Here is a 20717-nt window from a genome sequence, read left to right as displayed (position 1 = left end):
ATACCAATGCACTGCGACGAACACGCAGCGTTGCCAAGGGGAAGGCTCGGCCGCGTCCTCAGCGAGCTCACTCAATGGGGGAGTCAGGATCTCGTCAATCTCACCCACGCGATCAGAGAAATCGTCGATCGGCGCGGGACCGTAAGACAGCCTAGCCTTAAACAGATCAAAGAAGCGGTCGCCGCCGCAAGCGGTCTCAGTGTCGATGATATTTCATCGGAACGGCGCGATCGCGACGTGAGACGAGCCCGCAAAGTCGCGATGGCTCTTTGTAAACACCTAACGCTCGCCGGCTCTCCACGGATCGGCAGGGCTTTCGGGCGTGAGGCTGGCGCCGCGCGACGCGCTTGCCGGCAACTCGAACCTCTCGTGGCATTCGCCGTCAAGACCTTGCCGTCATGCGCGCGCGTCAAGGACTTGGCGCTGGTGATGCTCTGTCATTACGAAAGAATTGTAGGGCAAGATTGATGACGTGGCCATTCGAGCCTTTGCAGATGTTTGGTTACGACGTGATCGTCGCTGATCCGCCGTGGACCTTCGAACTGCGGTCGGAGGCGGGCGAGGCCAAGGCCCCGCAGGCACATTACGATTGCATGTCACTCGATGCGATCAAGGCGCTACCCGTCGGCCAGTTGGCCCGCGGTGATTGCCTGCTGCTGCTCTGGACGTGCGGCTGGATGATGGCAACCTGCCAGGCGCAAGAAGTCGCGAAGGCGTGGGGCTTTGTCCCGGTCACGGAAATGTCGTGGCGCAAGACGACGCAAAATGGAGCTGTTCGCATGGGCCCGGGCTATCGGGTTCGCACCATGCACGAGCCGATCCTCGTCTGCACGCTCGGCGGACCGCGGCATCGCGCGCTGGAATCGACCGATATCTTTGACGTCCGCATCGACGGCATAGCCCGCGAGCACTCGCGCAAGCCGGTGGAATTCTATGACCATGTTGTGGCCTGCACGCCGAACGCGCTTCGCAGAGCCGATCTATTCAGCCGCGAAACCCGCCCGGGCTTCGATGGCTGGGGCAACGAGCACGGCAAGTTCGACGCCGCGGCGGCGGCCTGAGTAACCAACGCGCGTATCAGCAATAGGAGATACCAATGCAGTCGTTTTTAGACGTGCTTTCGGAAATTCGCGGAGGTGCAGCTCTCGCTGACGCCGCGAGAGATTTGCAGGAACTAGTGCAAGCGGTGCGAGACACCGGCAAGTCCGGGAAGTTGACCTTCGCAATCACCGTCGAGCCGGACAAGTCCGACGATACTGTCGTGACTCTACAGCCCGACGTGACCTTGAAGCTGCCCAAGCGGCCGCGTGCGAAGGGAATTTTCTTCATGGATAGGCACGGCAACTTGACCCGAGAAGATCCACGCCAGCTCGAGCTACTGGCCGAACAAGAAGCCGAGCGCGAGGCAAAGCGAGAGGCTGAACGCGCTGCCGGCGTCGCTCACCTTGACCGCGTTGGTCGCGGCTAATCCGCGACCAAATCACTTTCATCACCAGACCAGAAAGAGGCCCCACCAATGTCAGAAGTTGATTCCACTGTTGCGCTCGCCGCCAAGGTTGGCGCTAAACCCGTTGTTATCGACGCCCCGGAGGGGCGCACGCTCGTGGCCGTACCGTCTCCGCACGGATCACTCGCCGGAGGCTACGAACTCAAGGATGTCACATCGCCTAATAAGGCGGACGTGCTGATGCCGAAGGTAACGTCGCAGCATGTCAAAATGCAGACGGCCGAATCGTTGTCGGGCTATATCAACCGCTTCAAGACGCCCGACACGCTGCTCTTTGCTGACATCGCAAACGACACCATTACCTCGATCATCGATTATCATGGTGAGAAGGAGGCAAAGCTGGGCGTGCATCGCGCCACGCTGGTGCTGCCGAAGTCTCTCGAATGGCAGACGTGGAATAAGGTAAGCGGCGTCCTCATGAGCCATGTGGCGTTTGCCACGTTCTTGGAGGAAAACGCGATCGACATCAAATCTCCGCCCGGGGCCGATCTACTCGAGCTTTGTCGGGATTTGCATGTCGCTCAGAACGTCAATTTCGGAAGCTCTGTCCGAATGGGCGATCTGACAGAGATCAACTACAAGAAGGACCAGGACGCCCTATCCAAGGGGACGATCGCCTTACCGCAGTCGATCACGCTTTCGATCCCGGTCTATTTTGGCGAGCCTGCCGTTCCGATCATGGCGTTCATGCGCCGGCAGATCGACGACGGAAAACTAAAACTCGGGGTCCAACTATCTCGGGCGGAGAACGTCCGACAGGACGAGTTTCATCGGATCGTCGATACCGTAACCAGTGCGGTTGAAACGCTCACCACGGTCTACGGCACGCCTGCCTAGAACCGCGATATGACGCTTCCCGCCCCACTCACGCCGGACGATCTCGATTTGCGAGATTTTGCCTACATGCCTGTCGATATCGGCCGGCTGTTTGGGTCGGAGTTTCATGCGCTCGCGTCGGACGCTGAATGGCGTGCCGGTATGACGTTATGGCTCAAGAGTTATCATCAAGTGCCGGGCGCGAGTATTCCAGATGATGATGTTGCCCTTGCTCGGCTCGCCGAGTTTGGACGCGACGTCAAGGCTTGGCGCAGGGTTAAAAGCGCTGCGTTGCGCGGCTGGGTGAAATGTTCAGACGACCGCCTTTATCACCCGGTTGTCGCAGAGAAGGCTCTTGAAGGCTGGTTGGAAAAACTGGCGCAGCGCAAGTCGAGCGGGGCCGGGAATGCTAAGCGATGGGGATCTGATTTCGATCCATCTACAATCGAGACTGCCATCGCCGTCGCGGCGGCAATGCTTCGTGCCCTAAACCCGCAATCCCGAGCGCTGTCCAAGCGGCACATTCGGCATTCCCACCCGCATCCCGGCGGGAGTCCCGGCGGGACTCCTGATCGCGTCCCGGACCATTCCCAAGAGAAGGGAAGGGATAGTATTGCTGTTGCTGAGGACGCGCGCGAGCCGCTCATCAGCGATCAAGCGATCAAGTTGGCCGACGAGCTCATGGTCATTGCGGGCCATGATCCTCGGTTCACACCCCCCGGTTGGTGCGGCGCCGCCATGCGCGTCCACATGTGGCTTGCGAACGGCTGGCCGCCGCAGGTGATTGTTGCCGCCACGCGCTCCGCCGCGGCGAGGAAGCACGGCGCGCCGGCGAACAGCGTCCAGTTTTTTGAAAAGGCCATCGCGGAGGAGGTTGCGCGCCAAGCCGCGCCGCTGCCGCAGGTGGAAATCCGTCAACCTGAAACCATCAGGGTGGTTACGAATGGAAGATCAGGAAACGTCGTTCAAGCCGCTGATCGTCTCCTCGAAAAAATTCGAAGTTTCGACGACGGACCAGACGAGGCTGACGGAGTACGCGACGCAGCGGGCGCGGCTCCTCCTCGGCTGCTATCGCAAGGGTGATGCTCACGACCCCGACACCTACGTCGCGGCGATCACTGCAACGCTGGCGCGGTATCCCGAGGATGTCATCAAGGCCGTGACGCATCCCGCGACCGGGCTGCCGACGCAAAAGGATTTCCTGCCGACGGTGCGCGAGGTTTATCTCGCCTGCGAGGAGATCATGCGCCCGCGCCGTGAGGCTGCGGCGCGTGAGGAGCGGACACGAAAGCAACTGGCCGAACGCGAGGAGTTTGATCGCCTGCGCGGGAGAAGGGGTGAAGCATGACTGAGCGCAAATCCGAGCGCGCGGAGTTGGTGAGAGACTTGCGATGGCCGCGTGTGTTAAGTGCGGACCTCCATCCGGTTGTCACAAAAACACGTCTCGCCGCCGCCGACCTAATCGAAGCCGATGGCAAGCGTCTCGCCGCGCAGGATCAGAAGCCGGTGGCGTGGCGCATGAAGTGGACGGACGGGAGCTACACATTCTACCCGCCAACGGCTGCGGGTTTGATCGAACGAGATATCGCAGCACAATCGGCTCTAGCCCGTATTCGCAAGGTCCGCGACGGATACGCCAATCAAGAGAAGTTCGCTGACGTTGAACAGGCAAGCTACTTTCGAGAGTTCATCCGTAGGCTTGACGAAGCGGTAAGCCCGAAAGAAGGCACCCCGCAGCTTGTGCCCGATCATGGCGGGGCTGACGCTGGGGTGGGGGAGCGGGAGTCTGTCAAGCCCCGCAAAGTCCTGTCGCTTCAGGATCGCACTTGCGACAAATGCGATGGGACCGGACTCGTTGAAGGCCCGAAGTGCTGTCCTCAATGTCTCGGTGAAGGTTCGTATGAGGAACAGATAGTTGTCGAATGCATCGCGGCGCAAGCCCTCTCCAAGCCCGCTCATGTGGCTGCCAATGCCAGCGCAGAATTGCAAAACGATCTAGCTGAGATGCTCCGCGCGCTTGGCATGTCAGATGCAGCGCAGCCTAAATCACCACATGAGGTTTTTCAGTCGGCCTTAGCGGAAATGAAGAGGCAGTTGGCCAATGCCAGCGCAGAGGCGCGGTTGAGGGAGGCGTTGGCATGGACCGTGTCAGAAATCGAACTGGAATTTTCACGCAACAAGAAGGCGTTCCCAGCAGATTGTGAAAAGAAGGTTCTGTTCCAGAATGCGAAAGCCCTCGCCACACACCCCCACGCCAGCGAAGGGGCAACGAAATCTAACGAGACGGGAATACGGGTAGAAGATAATCCCAGTTCCCACGGCGAAAGCCTTCAGCAAGGGTCGGATACGAACAGCAGGCCTAGCACAGCGGAAACGCCGCGCGGCAAAGGGTCGGATGCTGTCAACGTTGCAAATCCGGTAGCTTCATCCGACCTGCTAGTATCGCATGAAGCGCCCGTCTCGTTAGACCCCCACGCCATCGATTGCGACCGGTTCAAGCACTTCGCGCCAGATGGCGGCAAGGCTCCTATCCGATTGGACGCGCCAGATCATCTCACGATCAAGACTAGCGTAGAGATGATCCGCGCCAGCGATTGCGACAAGCAGGGGGAGCGGTGAGATGGGTGATATCAAGCCTGGAATGGATTTTGATGAGTGGCATGAGGCTTGGCTTAACGTTGCGCGTAGACGAGGTCATATCCTCAAAGACTACGATGACGAGCCGGGTCGGGTTGATGTGTTCGTCAAAAGCGGCGGCTATTGCAACGGCCCCGGCTGCACGAAATGCGGCTGGTCCGCATGTATGCATTGTGATTTCGACGGCTCTCGCATCCCTGTTTGTTCGGAGCCCCGCCCATGACCCAGACACCGAGCATCAAAGAGGCGTTGGAGCTTCTGCAAAAAGCGGAGGCTAACTACCGATCATGCGTCAAATGGAATGGCCATTGGGACGGCAGGACCACCCTTGCCTGGAATGCGCTAAAGGAAGCTGGCGACAAAGCGAGAGCCGCCCTCGCCACATTGCAGCCTCCGGGCGAAAGGAGGGAAGCGATTGCGCGGCATAATCAAGAGTTGGCTCTTGGGTTCTGCAAAGCTTCTTTCCAAAAGAGGTTCAATCTGTCCGACAGTAGGACAGAGGAATACGCCGAATGCATCGCTGACGTGCTCAACATGGCCACGGATTTCGCATCCGGCTTTGTGCAGAACGAAGCGGGCATAAGGGCTGACACTGTTTCTGTCCCGAAAGAACCAACTCGCGAAATCCTCGATGCTATCGTGGAGGAATGTAAAGCGGCGTGGAGTTTCGGAAACCAAAAGGTCAAGCCCATTCCGATGCAAGCTGCTGGAGTATGGCGAGAGGTCGCTAGGCCGTTTTACCGCGCCATGCTGAATGCCTCGATCCGCTCCGCCCGCGACGGAGGTGAAGGATGAAACTGCGCCGCCACCACAACAACAAGGGATATCGCCAGATCAAACGCGGCAAGACAACCGATCAGGTTCGGCGCATGGCGCGCAAATTGCGGCTTCCATTCCGAATCGCAAAGCCCGCCCGCGACGGGGGTGCTGAGTCATGAGGCTGCTTTCCTTCGCATTGACCACCCCGCAATTCCTGGACGGCTCCAAGGACGTGACCCGGCGCATGGGCTGGCTGAAAGCTAAGGCCGGCGACGAACTCTGTGCAGTCAAAAAGTGCATGGGCTTCCGCCCAGGAGAATCCGTCGAGCGCCTCGGTGTCATCAGGCTTGTATCTGTTCGGCGCGAGCCATTGCGGGCGATGCTCGATGATCTCGACTACGGGTTCGATGAAACCCGGCGCGAAGGCTTCCCCCAGGGACATCCGAACAACTGGCCATCCGAATTCGTGGAGTTCTTTTGCCGGTCGCACAAAGGTTGCCTGCCGGGCAGCATGGTTACGCGGCTGGAGTTTGAGCGTGTCCGCGCCGCACTCGCGCAATCCGTGGAGAAGAAGTGAGATGGTGACGAACGACGGCTTGCCCTACGGGATAATCGACCCAGACTATGCAGCGTTCTTCACCGTGGCTCGGCTGGTGGGATGGTCCTACGGATACGCCATCGCGATGCACGGCTCGTTCACGCGCGATCTGGACCTGATTGCGGTCCCATGGACAGAACAAGCGCAAGAGGCAAATCGAGTTCTCAGAAACATTGAAAGTCGAACCGGTTGGAAGCGCCTGAAAGAAGAAGGTAGCTCCCACCCGCACGGTCGCTTGGTCTGGACGCTCACATCGCAGAAATTCGAATGTCCACGGTTTGTGGACCTTGGCTTCATGCCGCGCGCCGCGGGGGTAAAGTGATGGGGCGCGTAACTAACCTCGAAAAGTTCGCCCTGGAGGAAATCTGGCGGCCTTACCAGAACATGGTCGGATACGAATCTCGTTTAAAGGCGCTTCCAAAAAGCATCGACGAGACGGCGGAGATCCTCGCACGCGGCGGCACCGAATGGTCGCGGTGCGTTCTAGGCCGAATTGCCAATATTGGGTTCAGATTCCCGGACTACATCAAGCACCCGCTTGTGGACGTAGTTCGCCGCGCCCAATCCGAGGACGCCAGCAGAAAGAGGGGCGAGTAGAATGGCGCTGATCCTGACACGAGAAGAAAAACAGCATGAAATGACAGTTTTAGTTCATGCGATCCGTGAAGCCGCAATAGCTCCTGCACGTTCCGGCGAATTAAATCTAGCTGAAGTTATAAACGCGATGGGGCAAGCGTTGGCGTCTATTCTCGCTGGGGCCTATGACGACAAGAAACGCGAGGTAGTTCTGTCCATGTACCCCGATCTTGTGCGGTCGTACTTCCATCAGTGGGACATGATTTTCAAAGAATTCGAAGGCCGCAAGTCTTGACCACCCCGCGCGATGACATTGCTGGACTGAGTGAGAGGCTGCGGGCTGAGATTGACCAGCCCCTTGCCTATCGTAACGACACGACATTGCGCGAAGCCGCCACCCAACTCGACTCGCTCCTCAAAGAACGAGACGCGCTGCAAGCGAGAGTGAAGGAGTTGGAGGCTAGACCGCCTTTGCTCGACGCGAAATCAATACCGCGCGTGGACGCATTGGTGAGGACGCTGGAAGACCGCGCCACCCGCCTCCAGCAAGAGCGCGATCAAGCATTGGCTTGTTGCGATAGCTACGTCAACGAGAACCAACAGCTACACGACAGAATGGAGAAGGCCCAGCAAGAGCGCGACGAGGCGGTGACCGCCACTCGTTACAAGATATTCGACAATCTTCTCGGCGTCTACATTGGCGCAGGGAGCGAACAGCTTCGCGTTGCTATTGGGAATTTCGCTTTCATGATTTTTCCGGAATACCGTGACGAATTGCGCAAGGCGCATGAAGATATCCGCCGTCTCGCCGGTCCTGAGAAGGAGGGGGAATGAGCGTAACCGAGAGCCAAGAGCAGCGCCTCACCGAAGCGATCGCACAAGTGTTGCAAGAACGTTGGAGGGAGAAGGGTCTCTATCTCACTAATTGCGACGCTGCCGGCATAGCGAGAGACGCACTCCGGCGAACACGCCCGGAAAGGGCTGCCCTATGCGACCTGCGCGGCCTCGACGACGAGGGGTTGGCGGAAGAGGCCCGCGATCGAGAGGCGGCCTTTCAGGATATCCTTGCTGAACTGGCGAAGCGGTCAGTCGCTGATGGCGACCCGGATTGGGATGAATGCGAGGTCGCCGCCATGCTCGCTCAGAAGCGGGACGACATCTATCATTTCGACAGCAGTAGCCGCGTTAACGAGTTGCCGCCGCCGCTATTCCGCATGGGGTATGAGTGGGCCGCGCTGTCGATCATCAATATCCTTGAAGGTGTACTGGCGAATCCGTCCGAGGACATTTACGCCACAACGGACTTTCAACACGTCGGGAAGGGTCTCTACAAGCCGGCAGGGGAGCCGCGTCCGAGCGATCCACGTCGTCGCGCGGCGCTCGATCTTATCAAGGAGATTGAGAATTACGGCCAGAACACTTTACGCGGCATGTTCTTCCGGTGGAAACGCAAGAACAACTACGCCCCATCCGATGACAAGGATCTCGACGCGCGCGTTCAGGAAAGGCAGACCGCGCTATCTGGCGGCCTGTTCGGAATCGGTAGTGGCAAGGCCGTCGGCTGACGTGGTTACGCACACCTGCACTGGTCAATTCTTTCAATGTGTAACCATTGATAGTTTTGACCACTGCCCCCCTGGTTACGTGTAACCAGCGAAGCGGTTACGCCATCATGCATGGCGAAGAAGCGCGCAACTCCGAAAAAATCGGCCACCGACAAGCGCGCGGATAATCCCGGCCGCCCGCCGATCTACAATCCGAAAATCCACCCGAGTGTTGCGAAAGCCTTGTGCGCTAGAGGCGCAACGGTAGCTGAACTCGCCACCGCGTTCGATGTTGCCATTAGCACAATCTGGCAGTGGAAGATCAGCCACCCCGAATTTTTCGAGTCGTGCAAGCTGGGGGCAGAGGCGGCGAACGAGCGCGTCGAGCACAGCATGTTCGAGCGCGCCGTCGGTTACACCCACGAAGCTATCAAGATCTTCATGCCCGCCGGCGCGAGCAAGCCGATCTATGCGCCGTATCTCGAACACGTTCCGCCTGATCCACGCGCCGGCGAGTTCTGGCTGACCAACCGCGCGCCAGATCGATGGAAGAACAAGCAGAACATCGAGCACGAGACGCCACCCGACGATCCGATCCGCCTGTTCGCGCAGCAATTGATGGGCACCGCGATCCGCCCACGATTGCCTGAGCCAAAGATCATCGAGCACGCTGCCGCTGAACCGAGCGTGATCCGCCCGCAGCCGCAGACCGCAACCAACGTAACCACTGCCGAGTCGGTTACGCGCGCTGAAGTGGTTACGCGCACCGTCGATGACGAAGACGATCGCCCGCGCACACCGCGCATCCACACGATTTCGCAATCCTACGAGGACGATGACGATGATGAGTGATGATCAACGTGCCTACGACAATCTCAAGAACCAGGTGATCAGACCGCCGAAGGTGCAGACACCGTTCTCGGACGTAGCGGATGCAAGGAAGTCCGTATCGGACCTCACGGACCGCATCATCATGCTTGTGGCTCAGTTGATCGGCTCCGAACCTAAGCCAGCCGGCGCTTCTGGTTCTGGAGGTGGTGAATCGCCTGAGCAACAGGGCGCCGGACTTGTTCACGGCATCGCAAACGACGCCGCGGAAATCGAACGCATGACGCTGCGTGCGCACGCTGAGATCGATCGCTTGAGCAAGATCATCGGCTGATCGCCGAGCCTCCGTAACCATCACCGCACAAGGAAGCCCTTCCAATGCGCCAGATTCAATCTGTTGTGGACACTCTCATCCGATCGAGAGCGCACCGCGTAACCAAGTTCATGTCGCCCACGCAAGTCGTGCGCGCCACGCGGCGCCTCGAGCGCAAGCGCGTCCCATCGGACAAGTGCATCGCTGTTGTCCTGCACATCGGCCCGCCGAACTACCGAGAGTGCAAGGCGATCAAGACCTTCAAGCGTACCGGCGAGCCGTTCCCCGTGCGAAAGTTGAAGATCGCTATGCCGCCTGTATCGGCGAAGCCGAAGCGGAGGGCGTGAACGATGCGGATGAAAGATCTATTCCTGATAGGGGCGTCGCTATTTTCGTCGGTCTTTGCGAGTCCGCATATGCGGGATGCGATGACTTTGCCGCCGGTGCCATCGAGAGGCCGCCGCCGCAGCCGCCGTCGGTATCGCAGCGGAGCGAGGTTCTACACGCCGAACGGCAAGCGCGAAGTAGCGCGACGCCTTCGCCAGATCCAAGCCGGCCAACTGCGCGTGTCGCAATGAAGCGTAAAGCGCCCCCCAGCAAAGCACAGGCGACGCAGCCCATGCCGAACGGCGCAATGCCGTCTCAGCCAGGGCCGGGAATCGGCATCGGCAAAGTGTCGATCAAGACACCACGCACGCCACCACCGCCGGCGCCGACAAGGCTCACCGCCAAGCCGCCGAAGCTCCCGGTCTCAAAGCCTCGGCAAAGGTCAAGGTAATGCTTCAAGATCGGTGCCCAGCTTGCAACCGCCCCTTTGCCCTCGTCGGCAGAGTGCATCGTTGCGTGCCGGAAGCATCACGAGTTCATTTGGAGGGTAGTCCGGCCGGTACGCAGGCTATCGGAGCATACCAATCCGCGATGGGTGAGACGCCGCCCTCCACAGGTGAAGCGAAGCACCTGCATAGATCGGCTAATCGCGGAGAGCCCTGCAATAATTCCAACGTGGTCCCGATCCGCAAGCCAAAGCGAGATCGCGCGGCCTATATGCGCGATTACCGCGCCCGGAAGAAGAACGCCGGGAGCGCGGCATGATCGATCGCGGCATCAGCACCAGCCAGCAGCGCCTCCGCACCGTTCTGCGCACGCCGAGCGCGCAGCCGCAGGCGATCGCAGAGACCATCCTCGAGGAAAGCGGCCTGCAAGAGCAGGCTGCCTACAATCCGTACACCGATCTTTCCCAGCGCATCCCGATCGAACCGGCATCAGAAGCCCGGAAGGACAAGCCCATGACATCGCCCAGCCACGTCGCACTCAGCATGAAATCCATGATCGCGAACCTCGACGAGCGCAGCAGCCAAATCGCAGAGCGAGCAGCTCGAGTCGAAAAACGGGCCCATGTCGCCTTCGACAAGTACGAAACCGTTCTTGGCGCGAAAGAGGCAGAGGTCGAAGCCCTCGAGGACGCGCTGAACCAGCACACCAACGGCGGCGGCGAGGAGTAGGCCGATGGCGAAGCAATGCGCGGACTGCCGGTTCTTCGAGCATGTCATTGGCGTTTCTGGCGACTGTCGTCGTGCTGCGCCGCAGGCTCATGTCTCGCTCACCGTCGGGCGAGAGGATGGGGCGGTGGCGATCTGGCCGCTGGTCGATTCTTCTGACTGGTGCGGCGAGTTCGAGGAGAAGTCGAACTGATGGCCCAGCGGCGGTTCAGCGGCAGGACGTACGACGCGGGGCGCGATCGAGAGCGCCTCACGAAGCAGTACGACCATGTCTTTGCCGTCATGCGCGACGGCAGACCGCGCACGCTCTCCGATATCCGGAAAGAACTCTACCGCCGCTTCGATATCCTCGCGCCAATGCAATCAATCTCGGCCAGGCTCCGCGACATGCGGAAAACCCGCTTCGGCGGACACATCGTCGAGCGCGACTACATCGAGAAGGGCCTTTTCCAGTACCAGCTCCTCACCCGGAAGCGGCGGGTGCGTCGATGACTGGCCCGATTCCAGGTAGGCCACTCGATGACGCGGTAACGTCAGGATGTCGCACGGAGACGCAATTCGCCGACCTAGAAGCGATGCCACACGATGAGATCATGGCGCTTGCCCGTGATCCCTTCTGGCGCCTCCGCAATCTGTACCGCGTCCTTGATAAGGACGGGCGGGACGTCGTTTTCGTGCCGTGGGCAGAACAGGAAAAGCTGCTCCGCGAGCTTTGGTACCGAAATGTCATCCTGAAAGCTCGGCAGCGCGGGTTCTCAACCATGATCCAGCTTCTCATGCTGGACACCTGCCTGTTCACCGAGAACACAAACGCCGCCGTGATCGCCCAAGATCAGGACGCGTCAACCAAGATCTTCCGCAAGATCAAGTTTGCATACGACAAGCTGCTGCCTGTGATCCAGCGGATAGCACCGCTGGTTCGCGATAGCGCCTCCGAATTGATCCTTGGCAACGGTTCCACGTTGGGCGTAACCACCTCTGCCCGGTCCGGCACGTTGCAATTTCTGCACGTCTCGGAATTCGGCAAAATCTGCGCAAAATTCCCCGACAAGGCCCGCGAAATCGTCTCAGGTTCGCTTCCCGCTGTCGCGCAGACCGGCCTCTGCTTCATCGAGAGCACCGCCGAGGGCCGAGAAGGCGACTTCTACGAGAAGTGTCAGAAGTCGCAGCAGGTCGCTCAACTCAAGCGGCAGCTTTCCGTTCGCGAATACAAGTTTCACTTCGCCTCATGGTGGGATGCTGACGAATACGAGACCGATCCGGAATTCGTAACCATCACCGGCAAGGAACACGACTATTTCAACAGGCTAGAGAACACCATCGGCCGGGAAATCTCGCCGCGAAAGCGCGCCTGGTACATCGCTACACGCGACAACGACTTCGGCAGCGACGCGCAGTTGATGCGCCAAGAGTACCCGTCAACACCGGAAGAGGCTTTCGAGCAGTCAACCGATGGCGTCTACTACGCCGAGCAGATGGCCGCGGCTCGCCGGCAAGGGCGTATCTGCGATCTGCCGCACGACCCGAGCCTGCCGGTCAATACCTTTTGGGATCTCGGCAAGAACGACGACAATGCAATCTGGTTTCACCAGAAGGTCGGGCCTTGGGAAAACTTCATCGACTATTACGAGGTTTCTGACGCGCCGTTCTCGACCATCGTTAATCACATGCAGAGCCTCGGTTACACCTGGGGCCGGCATTATCTGCCGCATGACGGTGTGCAGCGTGCTTGGGGCATCGAACAACTGAAAACAGCGCAGGACATGCTCTATGAGCTCGGCCTGCGAAATATCGAGATTGTGCCAAGAACGCCGAACGTCGGAATCGCTATTCGTCAGTGCCGTGACAAATTTCCGACGTATCGGTTCGACCAGACCCGCACCAAGGTCGGGCTCAACCACGCTGACCATTACCGCAAGCGATGGAATGATCGGCTCGGCACTTACGCCGACGAGCCGCTGAAGAACGGCCATCAGCACGCCATGGATGCACTGCGCCAGCACGCGCAGATGTTCACTGATCCACACATCACCGCAGGCAGCCGCCGGAAGAAACGGACGAGCGGCATGGCCGCATAGGAGCACGACAATGGACATCGAAGAGCGATTTCAAAGGTTGTGCTTGGTTCTGATCGTCAGCGGGGCTGCCGTCGCGTGTGTGCTGACCGCTTTCCTGATCGCCGAACTCGCAGCAATAGCAGGGAGGATATGATGCCTGAGCACAAAAACACCGCCTTGAGAATCGAGAAGCTCCCACGCGGGGGCTATGCCGTCCTCACATCCTATCCGCCGGATTCCTACAATTGCGCCTTAGCTGCGTTCTCCGACATCGACGACGCGCTCGCCTTCATCAAGGACGAGTTCGACGAGCCGGAGAAGGCCGAAGAGAAGCCGGGCATCGTCACCACCGACGTAACGGCGGAGGTGTGTGAGCGCAGAGCTAAGGAACGTGCGCAAAAATACATTTGCACGTGCTTCACGATCTCAGGGCAGGAACACGCCAGTTACTGCCCACACTCACCGGATTTTGAGCCGGGACCGGCCCGCCCGACCGAGGTGGAGGCGGAGAAGCTTCCATCGTTGCCGGAGCGCGGCACGTATCGGGGTATCGTCTGATGGCAAAACCGACCCTTTGCCTCGACTTCGACGGCGTGATCCACAGCTACAAAAGCGGCTGGAAGGGCGCCGGCGTCATCCCTGACCCGCCAGTACAAGGCGCGATGGAATTCATCGTGGCCGCGGTCGAACACTTCCAGGTCGATATCTTCTCGAGCCGATCAGCCGACCCGATCGGGCGTCGTGCGATGTGGTCCTACGTCAAGCAGCACCTCGAGGAGGCGGTCGGCGAGATCGATGCCAGCCGAATTATCAGCCTGATCGACTTCCCGTTCGATAAGCCTGCGGCATTCGTCAGCATCGACGACAGGGCGATCACGTTCGAGGGCAAGTGGCCCGACATCGAGGCTTTGAAGACATTCAAGCCGTGGAATAAGCGGCCGGACGCCAAGGCGGGGGCAAGCAAGCGAACCGTCGCTGACATTCTTTGCATGGCGAATGCCTCCGGCGAGATCGGATACGTGGACTGCAACAGCAGGAAGGCGGACGACGATCATTGTCTGATTCAAGAGGCGCTGACGCGCGGGCTGATTCGGTTTCTTCGATATGATCAGGTGCCCGCCAAGAAGAAGTTCGAGCCAGAAGCAACCGTCGGCGAAATCGACACGCTTTACCGGAGAGCCTCGGTCTACGAGCTGACCAAGCGCGGCGCCGCCTTCCTCGCGTCTGAACTGAGAAAAGCGAGGGCGTGATGCACAGATCGCTCATCACGCCGGTACTCGACCTATCGAAATACGCTTGGCGCCAACGGCACGGCGACATCACCGTGTACGGCACATGGTGGCTCGGAGACAAAGACAAAGGCGAGGGCTGCTGGCCTTGCATGGTGTTGCTGCCGATGCACGGCGGCGTGCCGTGCGTGGTGACGCTCGATCTGGCGTGGATATGGTCCGAGGAATCGGGATCGCCGGAGTTCGCGCTGGAAAAGGCCACCGAATTCGCCCTCGGCCTCGGCATGACACCCGACTGGCCCAACCTCTACCGCATCACATCGATCATCCGAGACCACATCGAGGATCTGATTAAGCGAATTCCGCCGCGACCGACCAGTCATCAGGACGCCGTAGCGGACATCCTCATCATTAACAAACAGACCGGCAAAGAGCGGCAGGTGGAGGTTAAGGACGATGTACGCTAACGAAGATCCGCTGCCGAACGACCTCGATATGGGCAACCGCCGCACCAAGCGGGCGGAATCCCCGATCCCGAACGATCCAGACCCGGCACCGACGGGCAAGAAGCCGCGCAAGGCTGATACATACCGCGGCGCACGGCGCAATAGGGAAAGGGCTGATAGGTTCGATCTCGACGGCGAGAAAATGGCGGGCCTGCACGCAACGCTGATGGCTCTGTATCGGCGTGAGCTCGATCGTCAGTACGAAAATCGGTACGAGCAGCAGGTTGATGCCGACTGCTACGACAATATCCAATGGAACGCAGAGGATGCGAAGACGGTGGAAGACCGCGGGCAGGTACCGCTGGTCTACAACGTGATTTCGACTTCAATCAATTGGGTCACTGGCACCGAAAAGCGTAGCCGGATGGATTACAAGATCCTGCCGCGGCGCAAGACCGACAGCAAGCCGGCGGAGCGCAAGACTGCGCTTATGAAGTATCTGAGCGACGTCAATAGATCGCCGTTCCACCGCAGCCGGGGCTTTGAGGACGCTGTTAAAGTCGGCATCGGCTGGCTGGAATGCGGAGTTGAGGAGGGCGACGGAGCAGATCCGGTCTATGACCGCTACGAGTCATGGCGCAACATGCTTTGGGATAGCGCCTGCACCGAGTTGACGCTCGAGGACGCGCGCTACGTTTACCGCTCCAAATGGGTAGACACCGACATCCTCAAGGCGATCTTCCCCAAGCGTGCCCAACTGATCGATGAATCGCTAGACCACGAGAACATCTACGCCAGCGGAATCGAGTCCGACGGCGACGAGGCCATGGATAGCGTTGAGATTGAGCGCGACCAGGGCGGTGCAATGCGCGACGATATCGACGGGTATTACCGACCCCGCGTTCGCGCAATCGAGTGCTGGTTCCGAAAGCCGACATCAAGTCACAGGATGGTCGGCGGCATGTTTTCCGGCGACATTTACGATTTCAGTGATGCGCACGACGAGGAAGTGCGCTCCGGCCGGGCGCGCATCGAGAAGAAGGCGACGATGCGGATGCACGTCTGCATCTTCACCGCGCAAGGCGTGCTATATTGCGGTGAAAGCCCATATCGGCACAACCGTTTCCCGTTCACTCCGATCTGGTGCTACCGCCGCGACCGCGACGGGATGCCATATGGCATGATCCGCGGTCTACGCGACATCCAGAGCGACATCAACAAGCGCGCCTCCAAGTCCCTCGCGATCTTGTCCAATAACAAGGTCATCATGGACGAGGGAGCGCTGCCAGATAATGTTTCGCTCGAGGAATTTGCCGAGGAGGTGGCAAACCCCAACGCGATCATCATCAAAAAGAAGGGCTACGAGCTCACACTGAACGTAGATCGTGATCTGGCAGCGGCCCACCTCGAGCTCATGTCTCGGTCGATCGTCATGATCCAGCAGGCGAGCGGCATCACAGACGAATTGCTCGGCCGGCACACCAACGCGACATCTGGCGTCGCCATCCAGCGCCGGCAGGATCAGGGCTCCACAACGACCACGAACATATTCGACCACTTGCGCCTCGCCAATGCGGTGCACGGCGAGAAGCAGTTGAGCCTGATCGAACAGTTCTACACCGAGGAGAAGCAATTCCGAATCACGAACACGCGCGGCACACCGGAGTTCGTGACCCTGAATTCCGGGCTACCGGAGGACGACATCACCCGCAGCAAGGCGGATTACGTCATCACCGAGGCAGATTGGCACGCCACTATGCGCCAGGCCGCGGCCGAGTCGCTTCTTGAATCGCTCAAGGTGCTTCCGCCGCAGATAGCAGTCACGATAATCGACCTCCTTGTCGAGAACATGGACTTGCCGAACCGCGATGAGATTGTGAAGCGGATCCGTTCCGCGACCGGCCTATCCGATCCCGATCAAGATGAGCCGACGCCGGAGCAGGTTGCCTCTATGCAGGCCAAGGCTCGCATGGATGCGATGCAGAACGCGATCATGGAAGCGGAGCTCGCCACAAAGGTGGCAACCGCGAAGAAGGCCATGGCGCAGGCCAGCGTCTATTCTGCACAAGTGGACAAGCTCCATGCCGATATCAAGCTGACGCTTGCCAACGCGGTTGGAATGAACGCCACCGCGCAGGGGACGGCGATCGACACCGCCATCAAGATGCTCATGGCGGCGCCTGCCGTTCCGGTGGCTGACAATCTCTTGTTGGAAGCCGGGTTTGAGGGCCTTCCGGTACGGAAGTCCGGAGCGCACGCGCTTCTGGAAGCGATCGACCGTCCGCGCCAGATCGCGCCGCCGGCTCAAGACCAGATGATGCCGCCGCCCGGAACCGCGATAGCTCCCGGGATCAGCGCCACACCAGCGTAACCACACAGCAACAACGACAGAGAAGGAACCCCCATGGGCACGAAGGATGCGCTACTAGCCGGAACCGCTGCAAACCCGCCGACGGACGGTGCAGACGATGAAAAGAGGGCCCTGTTCGGCGACATGAGCGACGAGCAGCTCGCCGACATGACCGATGAGGAGCGCGCCGGCATCGATGGCGGTGGCGACGACGACGGTGACGGTGACGGTGACGACACCAATGGTGATGATGCCGACGGCGAGGACGATGACGAAGGGTCCGACAACGACGATGGCGAAGGCAAGAAAGAAGCCGAAGAAGACGAAGACGGCGACGACGGCGACGGCGGCTCCGACGAGGACGATGCGGACGGCGCGGACGGCGACAAGGTGGCCGACACTGGCGTTGAGGATGGCGCTACCGGCGATAATGCGACCGATGGCGATGACGAGGAAGACGACCTCGACATCACGCGCTCGGTTTTGCCGCAAGAGTGGCAGTTGCCGAAGGATTCCGAAGATAAGTTGAAGGCCCTCACCGATCAGATCGGAGAACTCGCAGACAAGTTCGACGCCGGCGATCTCACCGCTCGCGAGTATCACCAGCAGCAACAAACCCTCGCCGACCAGCGCTTTTCCCTGCAATCGCAAATCAACGACGCTCAAAAGTCGTTCAACAAAGCGATGGCTGATTGGTCGAACAGGACCGTCAAGGGGTTCCTGCGCGAGCACAAACAGTACGCCAGCAACGAAACGCTAAATCGGATGCTGGATGGCGAGGTGCGCGCCTTGCAACAAACTACCAACGACCCGTTCAATCCGCGGATCCTGCGGAAGGCGCACGCCAACATTCAAGCGGCGTTGGGCCAGGCGCCGGAGCCGAAGGGTGACGGCAAGAAGGACGGGAAAAAGGACAAGACGCCCGTGGTAGCCGGCAAGAGGCCGCAGGTGCCACCGACGCTCGCTCGCGTGCCTCAAGACGAGATCGAGGACGCCGAGGGCGGCAAGTTCTCACGGCTCGAGCGACTCGAGAAGCGAGACGCGCACGCATTCGAGGAAGCATTCTCTCGCCTCAGCGATGCGGACAAAGACGCCTACTTGGCCGGCGCGTAACCGCGCGTAACCATCAACAGGATGCCCGGAACCATACCGGGCATCCATTCATCAGCAGGGGAAGGCAAAGATGCTCGCGCTAAATGTTCGTGTCGGTGAAACGATTTCGTTTAGCGACCGTAACCATGGCTCACTCGGGACCATGCGGGTCGAACATAAGTCGGGCAACTCGGTCAGTCTGATCTTCGACGTCGTTGAGAGTTTCATTATCCGCAGGATGATGAACCATCAGGAGAACAAGATCGGCTTTGGTCTCACTGGCGAAGCGCGCGGGCCGCTGCGCTGCGCAGAGTGTTGAGTTTTCACAGCGCCGCTTGAAACCGAACTGATTCTCGGGCATAAAGATTCAATTCAAAGCAATCCGCGTAGGACGCGCCGATTGTGATCGCAAACATGCGCTCACAAGGAGTACGATCCGATGCGCACTACCGTTCCCTTCGGCGACGCGAAAGCTCAGAAGCGTTGGTCCGCTTCGCTTTTCTACGAGACCCTCAAAAAGAGCTATTTCGAACGGAAGTTCATCAGCACGAGTGACAATGCCGTCATTCAGCGATTGACCGATCTCGAGTCCGGGCCCGGCGATACCGTCGATTACGATCTCTCCGTTCAACTGCGCGGCCGTCCCACCTATGGCGATCAGCGCGTTGAGGGCAAGGAAGAGAGCCTCAAATTCTACTCCGATCAGGTCGTTATCGACCAGTTGCGTCACTCCGTCTCGGCCGGTGGCCGCATGACGCGCAAGCGCACCGTGCACAATCTCCGCAAGACCGGCCGCGATCGTCTGTCCGACTATTGGGCGAAGTTCTTCGACGAAATGCTGTTCATCTACTTGTCGGGTGCGCGCGGCATCAACGAGGACTTCATCGAGTCCGAGGAATGGACCGGTCACGCCACCAACGCCATCCAGGCGCCGGATAGTCAGCACGTCGTCTACGGCGGTGATGCCGTCTCCAAGGCCACCATCGCCGCGGAAGATATCATGACGAAGTCCGTCGTCGAGCGTGCGACGGTGAAGGCTCGCATGATGCGCGCGCTGGATCCAACCGCGGCGAATATGCTGCCGGTGCAGATCGGTGGCGAGGGCCACTACGTTACCGTGATGACGCCGTTCCAAGAGCACGATCTGCGCACCAGCAGCGATACCGGCGGCTGGCTCGAGATCCAGAAGGCGGCGGCTGCGGCCGAAGGTCGGTCGAACCCGATCTTCAAGGGCGGTCTCGGCATGATTAATAACGCCGTGCTGCACAGCCACGAGTCGGTGATTCGTTTCGACGACTATGGCGCGGGCAGCAACGTCAAGGCCGCCCGGGCCCTATTCATGGGACGGCAGGCCGGCGTCATCGCCTATGGCACCAAGGGCGGCCTCCGCATGGATTGGCAGGAGGAGCTCAAGGACTACGGCAACGAGCCGACGACCGCGGCCGGCACTATCGTCGGCGTCAAGAAGACGCGGTTCAACAACAAGGACTTCGGCATCCTCGCGCTCGACACCGCGGCGAAGGATCCGAACCCGACGTCCTAAATCCGGGCCATGACATCGTGAGGCGCCGCTTTGCGGCGCTTCAACAAATCCCCTCCATTTCAACGAGCAGAGGCTCACCATGCTACAGACTGATTACGCAAAGGGCGGCGTGCTTGCTCCGACCCCTGCCAATGCTGGCGAGATCGTCAGCTATCGCGCTGCGATCGACCTCGCGACCGGAGATCTTACGCTCAACAACATCATCGAAATGGGTCCGCTGCCAGCAGGCTGCGATGCTGTCGATGTCATCCTCGACTCGGACGATCTCGACACTGACGGCACGCCGGCAATCACGATCGATGTCGGGATCATGAGTGGTAGCTTCGGCGTGAACGACGGTGGCCGTACCTGCGGCGCCGAGTTCTTTTCTGCATCGACCGTTGCGCAGGCGGGTGGAGTTGCTCGGCCGACGCTGAAAACGGCATTCCGCATCGCTCGATCCGATGTCGATCGCGGCATCGGCGTGAAGATCAGCGCTATCCCGGACGCGGCGCAGGCCGGCAAGGTCGGACTGACGGTCCTCTACCGCGGCTAACGCTTTCCCGAGTCCGGGCCTCCCCAAGGCCCGGCGCTCGAACCTCGGCCGGGCGGTTCGCACTGTCCGGCCTTTTTCTCAGCAGGCGAAGGAAGCCGACATGCTCATCGAGTGTCTCATCAAGCGTGCCGAAGGGACGAAGGTCCAGCTCGGCGACGATGTTTATCACTTCTTCACGCACATCAAGGGCAAGCCTGAGCATGTGTGCGAGGTCGAGGACGAAGATCATATCCAGACCTTCCTTGCGATCAAGGAGGGCTATCGGCTCGTAAAGCAACCCAAGAAGGCGGCGGTTGATACTGCGCGGGTTGAGGCGACTGCGGATACCGCAACGGACGCTCCTGAAAAGGATGACGCCGAAGTCAAGAAGCCCGCGAAGGCCAAGTAA

At 59.7% G+C, this 20717-nt stretch carries 32 protein-coding genes and 1 pseudogene; 32 read left to right on the top strand and 1 reads right to left on the bottom strand.

From position 1 onward, the window contains the following. The first annotated feature begins 6 nt into the window (after positions 1-6). The 18 genes and pseudogenes from ACZ5IL_RS15520 to ACZ5IL_RS15435 all read left to right on the top strand — a co-directional run bounded on the left by ACZ5IL_RS15520 (position 7) and on the right by ACZ5IL_RS15435 (position 9925). On the top strand, positions 7-468 hold the full coding sequence (locus tag ACZ5IL_RS15520) for a helix-turn-helix domain-containing protein (RefSeq protein WP_464592847.1): 462 nt from the start codon (positions 7-9) through the stop codon (positions 466-468). Beyond that, complete coding sequence (locus ACZ5IL_RS15515; protein ID WP_464592845.1) at positions 468-1061, top strand: MT-A70 family methyltransferase; 594 nt, start codon at positions 468-470, stop codon at positions 1059-1061. Before ACZ5IL_RS15520 ends, ACZ5IL_RS15515 begins: the two co-directional genes overlap by 1 nt. A gap of 35 nt (positions 1062-1096) precedes the next feature. Further along, on the top strand, positions 1097-1468 hold the full coding sequence (locus tag ACZ5IL_RS15510) for a hypothetical protein (RefSeq protein WP_464592843.1): 372 nt from the start codon (positions 1097-1099) through the stop codon (positions 1466-1468). A gap of 48 nt (positions 1469-1516) precedes the next feature. Next, a complete protein-coding gene (locus ACZ5IL_RS15505; protein ID WP_464592841.1) occupies positions 1517-2344 on the top strand; it encodes a DUF2303 family protein in 828 nt (275 codons plus the stop codon). Positions 2345-2353: 9 nt separating this feature from the next. Continuing rightward, positions 2354-2614, top strand: a pseudogene (locus ACZ5IL_RS15500) (hypothetical protein); the annotation flags it as partial. A gap of 652 nt (positions 2615-3266) precedes the next feature. Further along, the gene (locus ACZ5IL_RS15495; RefSeq protein ID WP_464596983.1) at positions 3267-3671 is read left to right on the top strand and encodes a hypothetical protein; all 405 of its coding nucleotides are present in this window, start codon (positions 3267-3269) and stop codon (positions 3669-3671) included. Further along, the gene (locus ACZ5IL_RS15490; RefSeq protein WP_464592839.1) at positions 3668-4942 is read left to right on the top strand and encodes a hypothetical protein; all 1275 of its coding nucleotides are present in this window, start codon (positions 3668-3670) and stop codon (positions 4940-4942) included. The genes ACZ5IL_RS15495 and ACZ5IL_RS15490 overlap by 4 nt, the downstream gene beginning before the upstream one ends. Before the next feature lie 237 nt (positions 4943-5179). Beyond that, on the top strand, positions 5180-5755 hold the full coding sequence (locus tag ACZ5IL_RS15485) for a hypothetical protein (protein WP_464592837.1): 576 nt from the start codon (positions 5180-5182) through the stop codon (positions 5753-5755). Next, entirely contained in the window at positions 5752-5898 is a 147-nt protein-coding gene (locus tag ACZ5IL_RS15480; protein WP_464592836.1) for a hypothetical protein, read from the top strand. The genes ACZ5IL_RS15485 and ACZ5IL_RS15480 overlap by 4 nt, the downstream gene beginning before the upstream one ends. Continuing rightward, positions 5895-6296: an ASCH domain-containing protein gene (locus ACZ5IL_RS15475; RefSeq protein WP_464592834.1), complete on the top strand. Its 402-nt coding sequence runs from the start codon at positions 5895-5897 to the stop codon at positions 6294-6296. Before ACZ5IL_RS15480 ends, ACZ5IL_RS15475 begins: the two co-directional genes overlap by 4 nt. Position 6297: 1 nt before the next feature. Next, positions 6298-6639, top strand: a complete 342-nt coding sequence (locus ACZ5IL_RS15470; RefSeq protein ID WP_464592832.1) for a hypothetical protein — start codon at positions 6298-6300, stop codon at positions 6637-6639. After that, a complete protein-coding gene (locus tag ACZ5IL_RS15465) occupies positions 6639-6914 on the top strand; it encodes a hypothetical protein (RefSeq protein WP_464592830.1) in 276 nt (91 codons plus the stop codon). Before ACZ5IL_RS15470 ends, ACZ5IL_RS15465 begins: the two co-directional genes overlap by 1 nt. A 1-nt stretch (position 6915) precedes the next feature. Continuing rightward, entirely contained in the window at positions 6916-7188 is a 273-nt protein-coding gene (locus ACZ5IL_RS15460) for a hypothetical protein (protein WP_464592828.1), read from the top strand. Next, on the top strand, positions 7185-7727 hold the full coding sequence (locus tag ACZ5IL_RS15455) for a hypothetical protein (protein ID WP_464592826.1): 543 nt from the start codon (positions 7185-7187) through the stop codon (positions 7725-7727). Before ACZ5IL_RS15460 ends, ACZ5IL_RS15455 begins: the two co-directional genes overlap by 4 nt. Continuing rightward, complete coding sequence (locus ACZ5IL_RS15450; protein WP_464592825.1) at positions 7724-8458, top strand: hypothetical protein; 735 nt, start codon at positions 7724-7726, stop codon at positions 8456-8458. Before ACZ5IL_RS15455 ends, ACZ5IL_RS15450 begins: the two co-directional genes overlap by 4 nt. A 111-nt stretch (positions 8459-8569) precedes the next feature. Further along, entirely contained in the window at positions 8570-9289 is a 720-nt protein-coding gene (locus ACZ5IL_RS15445) for a hypothetical protein (protein WP_464592823.1), read from the top strand. After that, a complete protein-coding gene (locus ACZ5IL_RS15440; protein WP_464592821.1) occupies positions 9279-9599 on the top strand; it encodes a hypothetical protein in 321 nt (106 codons plus the stop codon). The genes ACZ5IL_RS15445 and ACZ5IL_RS15440 overlap by 11 nt, the downstream gene beginning before the upstream one ends. Positions 9600-9709: 110 nt before the next feature. After that, on the top strand, positions 9710-9925 hold the full coding sequence (locus ACZ5IL_RS15435; RefSeq protein WP_464592820.1) for a hypothetical protein: 216 nt from the start codon (positions 9710-9712) through the stop codon (positions 9923-9925). A 295-nt stretch (positions 9926-10220) separates the two neighbouring features. Here the strand turns inward: ACZ5IL_RS15435 and ACZ5IL_RS15430 are convergent, their stop codons facing one another. Continuing rightward, complete coding sequence (locus ACZ5IL_RS15430; RefSeq protein WP_464592818.1) at positions 10221-10415, bottom strand: hypothetical protein; 195 nt, start codon at positions 10413-10415, stop codon at positions 10221-10223. Between the two features lie 251 nt (positions 10416-10666). Between ACZ5IL_RS15430 and ACZ5IL_RS15425 the strand changes: the two genes are divergently transcribed. The 14 genes from ACZ5IL_RS15425 (at position 10667) to ACZ5IL_RS15360 (ending at position 20717) form a co-directional block, all read left to right on the top strand. After that, positions 10667-11080 (top strand): hypothetical protein, encoded by a 414-nt coding sequence (locus tag ACZ5IL_RS15425; RefSeq protein WP_464592817.1) that lies wholly within the window; start codon positions 10667-10669, stop codon positions 11078-11080. Between the two features lie 4 nt (positions 11081-11084). Beyond that, positions 11085-11270, top strand: coding sequence for a hypothetical protein (locus ACZ5IL_RS15420; RefSeq protein ID WP_464592815.1), 186 nt, complete (start codon positions 11085-11087; stop codon positions 11268-11270). After that, positions 11270-11569: a hypothetical protein gene (locus ACZ5IL_RS15415; protein ID WP_464592813.1), complete on the top strand. Its 300-nt coding sequence runs from the start codon at positions 11270-11272 to the stop codon at positions 11567-11569. The genes ACZ5IL_RS15420 and ACZ5IL_RS15415 overlap by 1 nt, the downstream gene beginning before the upstream one ends. Further along, positions 11566-13155 (top strand): hypothetical protein, encoded by a 1590-nt coding sequence (locus ACZ5IL_RS15410; RefSeq protein ID WP_464592811.1) that lies wholly within the window; start codon positions 11566-11568, stop codon positions 13153-13155. Before ACZ5IL_RS15415 ends, ACZ5IL_RS15410 begins: the two co-directional genes overlap by 4 nt. Positions 13156-13165: 10 nt before the next feature. Continuing rightward, positions 13166-13288, top strand: a complete 123-nt coding sequence (locus ACZ5IL_RS15405; protein ID WP_464592810.1) for a hypothetical protein — start codon at positions 13166-13168, stop codon at positions 13286-13288. After that, positions 13288-13692, top strand: a complete 405-nt coding sequence (locus tag ACZ5IL_RS15400) for a hypothetical protein (protein WP_464592808.1) — start codon at positions 13288-13290, stop codon at positions 13690-13692. The genes ACZ5IL_RS15405 and ACZ5IL_RS15400 overlap by 1 nt, the downstream gene beginning before the upstream one ends. Continuing rightward, entirely contained in the window at positions 13692-14384 is a 693-nt protein-coding gene (locus ACZ5IL_RS15395; RefSeq protein ID WP_464592806.1) for a hypothetical protein, read from the top strand. Before ACZ5IL_RS15400 ends, ACZ5IL_RS15395 begins: the two co-directional genes overlap by 1 nt. Continuing rightward, on the top strand, positions 14384-14830 hold the full coding sequence (locus tag ACZ5IL_RS15390) for a hypothetical protein (protein WP_464592804.1): 447 nt from the start codon (positions 14384-14386) through the stop codon (positions 14828-14830). The genes ACZ5IL_RS15395 and ACZ5IL_RS15390 overlap by 1 nt, the downstream gene beginning before the upstream one ends. Continuing rightward, on the top strand, positions 14820-17180 hold the full coding sequence (locus tag ACZ5IL_RS15385; protein ID WP_464592802.1) for a portal protein: 2361 nt from the start codon (positions 14820-14822) through the stop codon (positions 17178-17180). The genes ACZ5IL_RS15390 and ACZ5IL_RS15385 overlap by 11 nt, the downstream gene beginning before the upstream one ends. A gap of 33 nt (positions 17181-17213) precedes the next feature. Further along, entirely contained in the window at positions 17214-18272 is a 1059-nt protein-coding gene (locus ACZ5IL_RS15380; protein WP_464592800.1) for a hypothetical protein, read from the top strand. Between the two features lie 70 nt (positions 18273-18342). Further along, complete coding sequence (locus ACZ5IL_RS15375) at positions 18343-18570, top strand: hypothetical protein (RefSeq protein WP_464592798.1); 228 nt, start codon at positions 18343-18345, stop codon at positions 18568-18570. A 120-nt stretch (positions 18571-18690) separates the two neighbouring features. Then, positions 18691-19794, top strand: coding sequence for a N4-gp56 family major capsid protein (locus ACZ5IL_RS15370; RefSeq protein WP_464592796.1), 1104 nt, complete (start codon positions 18691-18693; stop codon positions 19792-19794). A 79-nt stretch (positions 19795-19873) separates the two neighbouring features. After that, positions 19874-20329, top strand: coding sequence for a hypothetical protein (locus ACZ5IL_RS15365; protein WP_464592794.1), 456 nt, complete (start codon positions 19874-19876; stop codon positions 20327-20329). Between the two features lie 100 nt (positions 20330-20429). After that, a complete protein-coding gene (locus ACZ5IL_RS15360; protein WP_464592792.1) occupies positions 20430-20717 on the top strand; it encodes a hypothetical protein in 288 nt (95 codons plus the stop codon).

Source organism: Nitrobacter sp. CN101, assembly GCF_055390255.1.
Note: the sequence above shows the minus strand (reverse complement) of the source record. Positions and strands in the feature narration are given on the sequence as shown.

Bases quoted from the DNA above. Each gene is read 5' to 3' on its own strand.
- ACZ5IL_RS15405 (WP_464592810.1), top strand. From the start codon at position 13,166: ATGGACATCGAAGAGCGATTTCAAAGGTTGTGCTTGGTTCTGATCGTC.
- ACZ5IL_RS15360 (WP_464592792.1), top strand. From the start codon at position 20,430: ATGCTCATCGAGTGTCTCATCAAGCGTGCCGAAGGGACGAAGGTCCAG.
- ACZ5IL_RS15495 (WP_464596983.1), top strand. From the start codon at position 3,267: ATGGAAGATCAGGAAACGTCGTTCAAGCCGCTGATCGTCTCCTCGAAA.
- ACZ5IL_RS15445 (WP_464592823.1), top strand. From the start codon at position 8,570: ATGGCGAAGAAGCGCGCAACTCCGAAAAAATCGGCCACCGACAAGCGC.
- ACZ5IL_RS15420 (WP_464592815.1), top strand. From the start codon at position 11,085: ATGGCGAAGCAATGCGCGGACTGCCGGTTCTTCGAGCATGTCATTGGC.
- ACZ5IL_RS15440 (WP_464592821.1), top strand. From the start codon at position 9,279: ATGATGAGTGATGATCAACGTGCCTACGACAATCTCAAGAACCAGGTG.
- ACZ5IL_RS15465 (WP_464592830.1), top strand. From the start codon at position 6,639: ATGGGGCGCGTAACTAACCTCGAAAAGTTCGCCCTGGAGGAAATCTGG.
- ACZ5IL_RS15400 (WP_464592808.1), top strand. From the start codon at position 13,288: ATGCCTGAGCACAAAAACACCGCCTTGAGAATCGAGAAGCTCCCACGC.
- ACZ5IL_RS15385 (WP_464592802.1), top strand. From the start codon at position 14,820: ATGTACGCTAACGAAGATCCGCTGCCGAACGACCTCGATATGGGCAAC.
- ACZ5IL_RS15395 (WP_464592806.1), top strand. From the start codon at position 13,692: ATGGCAAAACCGACCCTTTGCCTCGACTTCGACGGCGTGATCCACAGC.
- ACZ5IL_RS15430 (WP_464592818.1), bottom strand. From the start codon at position 10,415: ATGCACTCTGCCGACGAGGGCAAAGGGGCGGTTGCAAGCTGGGCACCG.
- ACZ5IL_RS15365 (WP_464592794.1), top strand. From the start codon at position 19,874: ATGCTACAGACTGATTACGCAAAGGGCGGCGTGCTTGCTCCGACCCCT.
- ACZ5IL_RS15380 (WP_464592800.1), top strand. From the start codon at position 17,214: ATGGGCACGAAGGATGCGCTACTAGCCGGAACCGCTGCAAACCCGCCG.
- ACZ5IL_RS15390 (WP_464592804.1), top strand. From the start codon at position 14,384: ATGCACAGATCGCTCATCACGCCGGTACTCGACCTATCGAAATACGCT.
- ACZ5IL_RS15515 (WP_464592845.1), top strand. From the start codon at position 468: ATGACGTGGCCATTCGAGCCTTTGCAGATGTTTGGTTACGACGTGATC.
- ACZ5IL_RS15425 (WP_464592817.1), top strand. From the start codon at position 10,667: ATGATCGATCGCGGCATCAGCACCAGCCAGCAGCGCCTCCGCACCGTT.
- ACZ5IL_RS15415 (WP_464592813.1), top strand. From the start codon at position 11,270: ATGGCCCAGCGGCGGTTCAGCGGCAGGACGTACGACGCGGGGCGCGAT.
- ACZ5IL_RS15410 (WP_464592811.1), top strand. From the start codon at position 11,566: ATGACTGGCCCGATTCCAGGTAGGCCACTCGATGACGCGGTAACGTCA.
- ACZ5IL_RS15510 (WP_464592843.1), top strand. From the start codon at position 1,097: ATGCAGTCGTTTTTAGACGTGCTTTCGGAAATTCGCGGAGGTGCAGCT.
- ACZ5IL_RS15505 (WP_464592841.1), top strand. From the start codon at position 1,517: ATGTCAGAAGTTGATTCCACTGTTGCGCTCGCCGCCAAGGTTGGCGCT.
- ACZ5IL_RS15470 (WP_464592832.1), top strand. From the start codon at position 6,298: ATGGTGACGAACGACGGCTTGCCCTACGGGATAATCGACCCAGACTAT.
- ACZ5IL_RS15490 (WP_464592839.1), top strand. From the start codon at position 3,668: ATGACTGAGCGCAAATCCGAGCGCGCGGAGTTGGTGAGAGACTTGCGA.
- ACZ5IL_RS15375 (WP_464592798.1), top strand. From the start codon at position 18,343: ATGCTCGCGCTAAATGTTCGTGTCGGTGAAACGATTTCGTTTAGCGAC.
- ACZ5IL_RS15480 (WP_464592836.1), top strand. From the start codon at position 5,752: ATGAAACTGCGCCGCCACCACAACAACAAGGGATATCGCCAGATCAAA.
- ACZ5IL_RS15460 (WP_464592828.1), top strand. From the start codon at position 6,916: ATGGCGCTGATCCTGACACGAGAAGAAAAACAGCATGAAATGACAGTT.
- ACZ5IL_RS15520 (WP_464592847.1), top strand. From the start codon at position 7: ATGCACTGCGACGAACACGCAGCGTTGCCAAGGGGAAGGCTCGGCCGC.
- ACZ5IL_RS15435 (WP_464592820.1), top strand. From the start codon at position 9,710: ATGTCGCCCACGCAAGTCGTGCGCGCCACGCGGCGCCTCGAGCGCAAG.
- ACZ5IL_RS15370 (WP_464592796.1), top strand. From the start codon at position 18,691: ATGCGCACTACCGTTCCCTTCGGCGACGCGAAAGCTCAGAAGCGTTGG.
- ACZ5IL_RS15485 (WP_464592837.1), top strand. From the start codon at position 5,180: ATGACCCAGACACCGAGCATCAAAGAGGCGTTGGAGCTTCTGCAAAAA.
- ACZ5IL_RS15450 (WP_464592825.1), top strand. From the start codon at position 7,724: ATGAGCGTAACCGAGAGCCAAGAGCAGCGCCTCACCGAAGCGATCGCA.
- ACZ5IL_RS15475 (WP_464592834.1), top strand. From the start codon at position 5,895: ATGAGGCTGCTTTCCTTCGCATTGACCACCCCGCAATTCCTGGACGGC.